Raw genomic sequence first — 8,624 nt, 5'->3', positions numbered from 1 at the left:
GTGCAGCTGAGCGCGGACGACCGCAATGCCGGCATTGAACTGGTCGCTCTCGACGATCTTCTGTCGCGCTCCGACGTGGTCACCCTGCATTCCCGGGTGACCGTGGAAACCCGCGGCCTGATCAACACGGAGACCATCGCCAGCATGAAGCCCGGCGTGATCTTCATCAACACCGCGCGCGGGCCGCTGGTCGACTATGACGCCCTTTACGAGGCGCTGGTCTCCGGCCATATCGCCAGCGCCATGCTGGAAACCTTCGCGATCGAACCGGTGCCTTCGGATTGGCCGCTGCTGCAGCTGCCGAATGTGACGCTCACCCCGCATATCGCTGGCGCCTCGGTGCGCACCGTCACCTACGCGGCCGAGCAGGCGGCCGAGGAAGTGCGCCGCTATCTTGCCGGCCTGCCGCCGGTCAATCCGTGCTGAGTGCCATGAAGCGTTGCGTAGAGGGTTCGGCGAGATGAGCGGTGACGGCGACATTGTCGACCTTTTCGTCATCGGCGGCGGCGTCAACGGCGCCGGCATCGCGCGCGACGCCGCCGGCCGTGGCCTGTCCGTCATCCTGTGCGAGAAGGACGATCTCGCCGAAGGCACCAGCTCGCGTTCGGGCAAGCTGGTTCATGGCGGCCTGCGCTATCTCGAATATTACGAGTTCCGCTTGGTGCGCGAGGCGCTGATCGAGCGCGAGGTGCTCCTGGAATCCGCGCCCCACATCATCTGGCCGATGCGCTTCGTGCTGCCGCACAGCCCCGACGACCGCCCTGCCTGGCTGGTCCGCATCGGCCTCTTCCTCTACGACCATCTCGGCGGCCGCAAGCGGCTGCCACCCACCCGCACGCTGAACCTGCGCACGGCGCCGGAGGGCGCGCCGATCAAGGACGCTTTCATGCGTGGTTTCGAATATTCCGACTGCTGGGTCGACGATGCCCGCCTCGTCGTCATCAATGCGCTGGACGCGGCCGAGCGCGGGGCGAAGGTCTTCACCCGCACCGCTTGCACCGCCGCCCGTCGCGACAAGGGCCTGTGGTCGGTCGAGATGCGCGACGGCAGGACCGGCGTGAAGACCACGGTCCGGGCAAAGGCGCTGATCAATGCCGCCGGCCCCTGGGTCAACGATGTCGTCAACCGCGTCGCCGGGCAGAACTCCAAGCGCAATGTCCGCCTGGTCAAGGGCAGCCACATCGTCGTGCCGAAATTCTGGGAGGGGCGGCAGGCCTATCTCGTCCAGAACAACGACAAGCGCGTCATCTTCATCAATCCCTATCAGAACGACCTGGCGCTGATCGGCACCACCGACATTCCCTATGAAGGGCGCCCGGAAGACGTGGCGGCGGAGGAGAGCGAGATCGACTACCTGATCAAGGCCATCAACCGCTACTTCAAGCGCGGCCTGACGCGCGGCGACGTCGTCTACTCGTTCTCCGGCGTCAGGCCGCTTTATGACGACAATGCCGACAATCCGAGCGCGGTGACGCGCGACTATATTTTCGAGCTGGACGCGCCGACCGGGCAGGCGCCGCTGCTCTCCGTCTTCGGCGGCAAGATCACCACCTTCCGCAAGCTCGCCGAGCACGCGCTCGACCGCATCCAGCCGTTCTTTCCGAGAATGGGCAAGGCGTGGACTTCCGCTGCGCATCTGCCGGGCGGCGACATCGCCAATGCCGACTTCGAGCAGTTCCTCGGCGACCTCGGCCGCGACTACCCCTGGATGCCGGCCTCGCTGCTCAAGCATTATGGCCGGCTCTATGGCACGCGGACACGCGCTCTGGTCGGCAATGCCGGATCGCTCGACCAGCTCGGGCGGCACTTTGGCAGGGATTTCTTCGAGCGCGAGGCGAGCTACCTGTTCGAGCATGAGTGGGCGTCGACCGCCGCCGACATCCTCGACCGCCGCACCAAGCACGGTCTGCATCTCTCGGCCGCTGAGAGAGGCACCTTCGAGGACTGGTGCGCGAACCGATTGGCAAAGGCCGGCTGATGGCAGAACGCAATGATCACGATGCCGCCGAATTGCAGGCGTTGCGCGTCCTGTCGGCCAGTGTCGGCGCCGATCCTCTGCTGGTCCAGGGCGCCGGTGGCAACACCTCGCTCAAGCAAGCCGGTGTGCTGTGGATCAAGGCCTCCGGCACCTGGCTGATGAACGCGGCCAGCAACGACATCATGGTCCCGGTGGCGCTGGCGCCCTTGCTCGATGCCGTCGCGCGCAACGACCCGGCGGCCGAGAAGGCCGCCGTGTTCACGCTTGCCGAGCTCAACCCGCACCAGTTGCGCCCGTCCATTGAGACGACGGTGCATGCATTGCTGCCGCAAAAGGTCGTCGTCCATGTCCACTGCGTCGAGACCATCGCGATCGCCGTCCAGGCCAATGCCGAGGCGCTGCTGGAGGAACGACTGCGCGGCCTCGACTGGGCCTTCGTGCCCTATCGCCGGCCGGGCCTGCCGCTGGCGCAAGGCATCGCCGAACGGCTGAAGCCGGGCACCGACGTGCTCGTGCTCGGCAACCATGGGCTGGTGGTCGCGGCCGAGACGGTCACCGAGGCAAACCTATTGCTGCGGCGCGTCACTGGCCTGCTTGCCCGCGCGCCGCGCAAGGTGCCTGCGCCCGACATCGACGCGCTGATCAGGCTCGCCATGGGTAGTGCCTACCGCCTTCCGGTCGCGATCGAGGCGCACGCCGCCGCCACCGATCTCGCCAGTTGCCGGATCGCCGCCTCGGGCAGTCTCTACCCGGACCACGTGATCTTTCTCGGCATCGGCTCGGCGATCGCCGGTCCGAACGAGAATGCCGCCGCCGTGGTGGCGCGGACAACGGCTGCCGGGCAGCCGGCTCCAGCCTCCATCCTCTTCCCCGGCAAGGGCATACTGATGCGCCGGGATGCCAATGCCGGCGCCGAGGCGATGGCGCGCTGCCTCGCCGATGTCGTCATCCGCGTCGATCCGACGGCGCGCGTCAACTATCTCAGCATCGAGGAGAATGCCGAGCTCCTGAACTGGGACGCCGAGAAATACCGCCAGGAGCTCAACCGGCGCGCCGGCAGCGTGCTGCAATGATTGCGCTTCATGCCGGCGGTTCGGGTGCGTGCGCCATCGGTCGTCACGCTGTCGGGCAGGCCTGAACAGGAGTCTGGAATTTGGCCTTCACGCTCTCCCTCAACACCAACCCGCTGGTCAACCGCTTTGCCGATCCGGACGACCTGATCGACGCCATCGCCTATGACATCGGCATAAGGGACGTCCAGCTCACACATGAATTCGTCAATCCCGGCTGGCCGGCGGCGACGATCGCCAAGTTCGTCCGGCTGTTCCAGGCAGCACTTGCCCGCACCGGCGTGCGCATCACCTCTGGCATGACCGGCCCCTATGGCCGGCTCAACCATTTCGGCCATCCCGATGCCGAGGTGCGCCGCTACTATGTAGACTGGTTCAAGACCTTCGCCGCCATTTCGGCCGAGCTTGGCGCCAGCGGCATCGGCACGCAGTTCGCGATCTTCACCCACAAGGATTACGACGACCCTGAGCGCCGCGCCCGGCTGCTCGACATCGCGATGGAATGCTGGCGTGAGGTCGCCGATCATGCCAAGGCGGCCGGCCTGACCTACCTGTTCTGGGAGCCGATGTCGGTCGGCCGCGAGTTCGGCCATACCATCGAAAGCTGCCGCGCGCTGCACGGCGAGATCGAAGCTGCGGGCCTCGCCATCCCGTTGAAGATGATGGTCGACATCGACCATGGCGACGTCACCTCCAGCAATCCCGCCGACATCGACCCCTATGCCTGGGCCGAGGCTTTCCCGAAAGAATCGCCGATCATCCACATCAAGCAGTCGTCGATGAACAAGGGCGGCCACTGGCCCTTCACCGCCGCCTACAACAGGGATGGCCGTATCACGCCGGAGAAATTCCTGGAGACGGTGCGGCGCGGCGGCGGCACCGACAACGAGATCTGCCTGGAACTGTCCTTCCGCGAGCGCGAGCCGGTCGACCACCAGGTCGTCGCAATGATCCGCGAATCCGTCGACTACTGGGCGCCGTTCATCGACGCCGGACGATCGGATCTGTCGCGGCAGGCAAAGTAAATGGGCGCGAGCCGCTGTGGCTCACGCCCTTTGAACCGGGTCGGAACAGACCTCAGCCGAACTTCGGATCGAGGCTGCCCGCCTTGTAGCGCTTGGCCATGTCCGACAGCGGGATCGGCTTGATCTTCGGCGCGTTGCCGGCAGTGCCGAACTGCTCGAAGCGCTCCTTGCAGAGCTTCTTCATCGCGGCCATCGCCGGCGTCAGGTACTTGCGCGGGTCGAATTCCGACGGGTTCTCGGTCAGCACCTTGCGGATCGCGCCGGTCAGCGCCATGCGGTTGTCGGTGTCGATGTTGATCTTGCGCACGCCGTGCTTGATGCCGCGCTGGATCTCCTCGACCGGAACGCCCCAGGTCGGCTTCATCTGGCCGCCATATTTGTTGATGATCTCCTGCAGTTCTTCGGGCACCGACGACGAGCCATGCATGACCAGATGCATGTTGGGCAGGCGGCGATGGATCTCCTCGATCACGTTCATCGCCAGCACCGCGCCGTCCGGCTTGCGCGAGAATTTGTAGGCGCCGTGGCTGGTGCCCATGGCCACCGCCAGCGCGTCGACATGCGTGTCCTTGACGAACTCCACCGCCTGTTCCGGGTCGGTCAGGAGCTGGTCGTGGCTGATTGCGCCTTCGACGCCGTGGCCGTCTTCCTGCTCGCCGCCGCCGCTTTCCAGCGAGCCGAGCACGCCGATCTCGCCTTCGACCGAGACGCCGCCCCAATGCGCCATGTCGACGACGCGGCGCGTGATGCCGGAATTGTAGGCGTAGTCGGCCGGCGACTTTCCGTCTTCCTTGAGCGAGCCGTCCATCATCACCGAGGTGAAGCCGTACTGGATCGCGGTGACGCAGGTCGCTTCGTTGTTGCCGTGGTCGAGATGCATGCAGACCGGGATGTCGGGGTGGATTTCGACCAGCGCGTCGATCAGCTTGGCCAGCACCACGTCATTGGCATAGGCGCGCGCGCCGCGGCTGGCCTGCAGGATGACCGGCGACTTGGTCTCCTCGGCCGCCTCCATGATGGCGAGGCCCTGTTCCATGTTGTTCATGTTGAAGGCCGGCACGCCATAGCCGTGTTCGGCGGCATGGTCGAGCAATTGTCTCAGTGTGATGCGAGCCACCCAATAGTCTCCCGTAACTGGTTTCGAATTCGGTTGCTGGCTGTTCGACCGTCGTCCAGCCCGCCGATGCTTCTGGCCGGAATCCCGGCGGACCGCAACCGTCCGGCGCGTCGCAGGGAGCAATTCTTGTTACAGGTCGGCAATCTCCGGCAAAGGAAAATCCCACGCCATTGTCACATTATCACAGATATTGTGATATGAATGCGATATCTGTTGTTATATATGGAAGAGCGACCAAGGCGCCCGGACGCTCGGAGGAACCGCGGAGTGAAGAGCGACAGCCGCCGGCAAGGCGTCATGGATTTCCTGATGGAGGCCGGCACCGCCTCCGTCGAGGATCTCGCCGCGCGCTTCGGCGTCTCGAAGATGACCGTTCATCGCGACCTCGACGAGCTGGAGGAGAACGGCTTCCTCCGCAAGGTGCGAGGCGGCGCCTCGATCCAACCGAGCGGCCTGTTCGAGAGCGATTTCCGCTACCGGCAAAAGCAGGCGGTCGGTGAGAAGCTGCGCCTTGCCGCCGCCGCCGTCGCCATGATCGAGCCGGGGCAGACGGTGATTATCGATGACGGCTCGACGGCGGGCGGCATCGCCGGGCACCTCGCCGATCTTCGCCCGCTGACGGTGATCTCCAACAATCTCGCCGTCATCCAGGATCTCGCCGGTGTCGGCGGCATCACGCTGATCGCGCTCGGCGGCCAGTACAGCAAGAAGTTCCACGGCTTCTTCGGCCTGCTCGCCGAGGAGACGCTGAAATCGCTGCGTGCCGACGTCGCCTTCCTGTCGTCGTCGGCCATCCACGGCAGCTCGGCCTTCCACCAGGACCAAGAGGTGGTGCAGACCAAGCGCCTGATGATGGCGGCGGCGGGGCGCAAATATCTGCTGGTCGATCACGGCAAGTTCGGCCGCACGGCGCTGCATTTTCTCACCGACCTCAAGGCGTTCGACGCGGTCTTCACCGGCAGCGAACTCGGCCAGCCCGTGCGTGACGAGCTGGAAGCCACAGGGGTTTCACTGACGGTTGTCGACGGCAAGGAATAGGGGAGTGGTACGCGTGGTCTACTGGGTCGGTACAAGCTGGAAGATGAACAAGACGCTCGCCGAGGCGCTCGCTTTCGCCAAGGCGCTGGCCGGCTTCGCGCCGGGGTTCGACCAGCGCATCCAGCCCTTCGTCATTCCGCCCTTCACGGCGGTGCGCGAGGTCAAGCAGGCGCTGGCATCGACGCGCATCAAGGTCGGTGCCCAGAACATGCATTGGGCCGATGCCGGCGCCTGGACCGGCGAGATATCGCCGCTGATGCTCGGCGATTGCGGCCTCGACCTGGTCGAGCTCGGCCACAGCGAGCGGCGCCAGCATTTCGGCGAGACCGACCACACGGTCGGCCTGAAGACGGCGGCGGCGGTCAGGCACGGGCTGATCCCGCTGATCTGCGTCGGCGAGACGCTCGCCGAGCGGGAGAGCGGCAAGGCCGATGCCGTGTTGACCGCGCAGGTCGAGGGCGCGCTGCAATTCCTCGAAGGCGAGGCGAGGGGAGCAAAAATCCTGTTCGCCTATGAGCCCGTCTGGGCGATCGGTGACAAGGGCATTCCGGCCAGCTCCGACTATGCCGACAGGCAACAGGCGCTGATCAAAACGGTTGCCGGCGGCCTGCTGCCTTCGGTGCCGCCGGTGCTCTACGGCGGCAGCGTCAACCCCGGCAACGCGGCCGAGCTGATCGGCCAACCAAACATTGACGGCCTCTTCATCGGCCGCTCCGCCTGGCGGGCGCAAGGCTACATCGACATCCTCCAGCGCGCCTCAGCCGCGATCTGACATCATTCGAACAGGAAAGGACAAGATCATGCGAATAGCCATTGGAGCGGACAGCGCCGGCAAGCCCTTGCTCGACGTCATCGCCGCCCACCTCGCCACCAAATCCGGCCTCAGCGTCAGCGACCTCAGCCAGGCCGGCTACTATGCCGATCTGTCGCAAAAGCTCGCCCAGACCATCGTCGACGGCGAGAACGATCGCGGCATCCTGTTCTGCGGCACCGGCATCGGCGTCTCGATCTCGGCCAACAAGGTGCCGGGCATCCGCGCCGCACTCACCCACGACACCTATTCGGCCGAGCGCGCGGCGAAATCCAACAACGCCCAGATCATCACCATGGGCGCCCGCGTCATCGGTCCGGAGCTCGCCAAGGCGATCGTCGATACCTGGCTCGCCTCGGAATTCGACGAGAAGGGGCCGTCGGCCGGCAATGTTCAGGCGATCAACCGTTTGGATGCAGCCAAGGCCTAATTGAGACTGCTTCGCATCGCGCCGATGACGGTGACGGCCGAGGCAGCACCCGGGTCGATATGGCCGAGCGAACGCTCGCCGAGCCGCGAGGATCGGCCCTTGGCCGCGATCATGTCCTTGGTCGCTTCGGCGCCGCTTTCGGCGGCGGTCAGCGCGGCCTGCAGGCTCTCGGCCAGGCTTTTGCCCGCGGCGTGCGCGGCGGCGGCCGCCTCGGCCGCCGGCTGCCAGGCGTCGATCATCGTCTTTTCGCCGATTTCGGCCTTGCCGCGATCCTTGATGCCTTGCGCCATCGCCTGGACCATGGCGATGACATCGTCTGCCGCCAGCGTCGCCTTGCCTTTGACGGCGGCGGCGGCGCGCATCAAGGCGGTCGCATAAAGCGGGCCCGACGAGGCGCCGACGGCGTTGAGGAAGGATTTCGCCGCAGTGTTGAGCAGCGCCGTCGGCTCGATCGCCACAAGATCGAGCGCGGCGAGCGCATCGCGCGCGGCATTGAAGCCGAGCGCCATAGCGATGCCGTGGTCGGCGTCGCCGATGACGCCGTCGAGTTGGCAGAGCCTGTCCTTATCGGCCTCGATCGCCGCGGCGATGGCGTCGAACATTCTCTTCAGCTCTGCCGTTCCGATGGCGGTCATGGAAATTCCCTCAGCCGGCGCGGAACATGGCGCAATCGCACGGATGGTCGAGCAGGGTCTGCAGCTCGCCGTCGAGATGCTCCAGCGTCAGCGAGGCGCCGGCCATTTCCAGCGAGGTGCAGTAATTGCCGACCCAGGTCGCATGCACCGAGACGCCGATGTCGTCGAGCCGCTGCTTGACGCGCCGGTTCATGATGTAGAGCTCCATCAACGGCGTCGAGCCGAGCGAGTTGACCAGCACCGCGACCTTGTCGCCACGCGACGGCGCCATCTCGGCAATGATCCTGTCCAGCATCTCGTCGGTGATCTCGTCAGCGGTCCTGAGCTTGCCGCGCGCGATGCCGGGCTCGCCATGGATGCCCATGCCGATCTCCATCTCGTCGGCGCCGATCTCGAAGTTCGGCCGCCGCGTCTGCGGCAGCGAGCAGGGCGACAGCGCCACGCCCATAGTGAAGGTGTGGTCGTTGGCCTTCCTGGCGATGCGCTCGACTTCGTCGAAGGAGAGCATGCGGTCGCAGGC

At 65.7% G+C, this 8,624-nt stretch carries 10 protein-coding genes; 7 read left to right on the top strand and 3 right to left on the bottom strand.

Annotated elements, in window-relative coordinates; translation table 11 throughout:
• The 4 genes from EN781_RS17810 to EN781_RS17795 all read left to right on the top strand — a co-directional run.
• On the top strand, positions 1 to 426 hold a 426-nt coding region (locus tag EN781_RS17810), incomplete at its 5' end, for an NAD(P)-dependent oxidoreductase (RefSeq protein WP_281034378.1).
• Positions 427 to 460: 34 nt separating this feature from the next.
• Positions 461 to 1,978 carry a glycerol-3-phosphate dehydrogenase gene (locus EN781_RS17805; protein WP_126056073.1) on the top strand — a complete coding sequence of 506 codons (1,518 nt, stop codon included), beginning with the start codon at positions 461 to 463 and terminating at the stop codon, positions 1,976 to 1,978.
• Complete coding sequence (locus tag EN781_RS17800; RefSeq protein WP_126056072.1) at positions 1,978 to 3,051, top strand: class II aldolase/adducin family protein; 1,074 nt, start codon at positions 1,978 to 1,980, stop codon at positions 3,049 to 3,051. The genes EN781_RS17805 and EN781_RS17800 overlap by 1 nt, the downstream gene beginning before the upstream one ends.
• An 80-nt stretch (positions 3,052 to 3,131) precedes the next feature.
• On the top strand, positions 3,132 to 4,073 hold the full coding sequence (locus EN781_RS17795; RefSeq protein WP_126056071.1) for a TIM barrel protein: 942 nt from the start codon (positions 3,132 to 3,134) through the stop codon (positions 4,071 to 4,073).
• A gap of 52 nt (positions 4,074 to 4,125) precedes the next feature.
• On the opposite strand, the gene fba is transcribed toward EN781_RS17795, so the two are convergent.
• The gene (fba, locus tag EN781_RS17790; protein ID WP_126056070.1) at positions 4,126 to 5,190 is read right to left on the bottom strand and encodes a class II fructose-bisphosphate aldolase; all 1,065 of its coding nucleotides are present in this window, start codon (positions 5,188 to 5,190) and stop codon (positions 4,126 to 4,128) included.
• Positions 5,191 to 5,457: 267 nt separating this feature from the next.
• On the opposite strand from fba, the gene EN781_RS17785 reads away from it, so the two are divergent.
• The 3 genes from EN781_RS17785 to EN781_RS17775 are packed head-to-tail and all read left to right on the top strand — an operon-like array spanning position 5,458 to position 7,469.
• The gene (locus EN781_RS17785) at positions 5,458 to 6,228 is read left to right on the top strand and encodes a DeoR/GlpR family DNA-binding transcription regulator (protein WP_126056069.1); all 771 of its coding nucleotides are present in this window, start codon (positions 5,458 to 5,460) and stop codon (positions 6,226 to 6,228) included.
• Between the two features lie 13 nt (positions 6,229 to 6,241).
• Positions 6,242 to 7,000: a triose-phosphate isomerase gene (locus EN781_RS17780; RefSeq protein WP_126059196.1), complete on the top strand. Its 759-nt coding sequence runs from the start codon at positions 6,242 to 6,244 to the stop codon at positions 6,998 to 7,000.
• Between the two features lie 28 nt (positions 7,001 to 7,028).
• Positions 7,029 to 7,469 carry an RpiB/LacA/LacB family sugar-phosphate isomerase gene (locus EN781_RS17775; protein ID WP_126056068.1) on the top strand — a complete coding sequence of 147 codons (441 nt, stop codon included), beginning with the start codon at positions 7,029 to 7,031 and terminating at the stop codon, positions 7,467 to 7,469.
• Here the strand turns inward: EN781_RS17775 and dhaL are convergent.
• Both dhaL and EN781_RS17765 read right to left on the bottom strand, forming a co-directional pair.
• Positions 7,466 to 8,104, bottom strand: coding sequence for a dihydroxyacetone kinase subunit DhaL (gene dhaL / locus EN781_RS17770; protein WP_126056067.1), 639 nt, complete (start codon positions 8,102 to 8,104; stop codon positions 7,466 to 7,468). The two genes, EN781_RS17775 and dhaL, sit on opposite strands and share 4 nt — an antisense overlap.
• 10 nt (positions 8,105 to 8,114) lie before the next feature.
• Positions 8,115 to 8,624 (bottom strand): dihydroxyacetone kinase subunit DhaK (locus EN781_RS17765; RefSeq protein WP_145965539.1); only part of this gene is annotated, 510 nt, incomplete at its 5' end.

This window comes from Mesorhizobium sp. M4A.F.Ca.ET.090.04.2.1, assembly GCF_003999085.1.
GTDB lineage: Bacteria > Pseudomonadota > Alphaproteobacteria > Rhizobiales > Rhizobiaceae > Mesorhizobium.
Note: the sequence above shows the minus strand (reverse complement) of the source record. Positions and strands in the feature narration are given on the sequence as shown.

Bases quoted from the DNA above. Each gene is read 5' to 3' on its own strand.
- EN781_RS17775 (WP_126056068.1), top strand. From the start codon at position 7,029: ATGCGAATAGCCATTGGAGCGGACAGCGCCGGCAAGCCCTTGCTCGAC.
- dhaL (WP_126056067.1), bottom strand. From the start codon at position 8,104: ATGACCGCCATCGGAACGGCAGAGCTGAAGAGAATGTTCGACGCCATC.
- EN781_RS17800 (WP_126056072.1), top strand. From the start codon at position 1,978: ATGGCAGAACGCAATGATCACGATGCCGCCGAATTGCAGGCGTTGCGC.
- EN781_RS17805 (WP_126056073.1), top strand. From the start codon at position 461: ATGAGCGGTGACGGCGACATTGTCGACCTTTTCGTCATCGGCGGCGGC.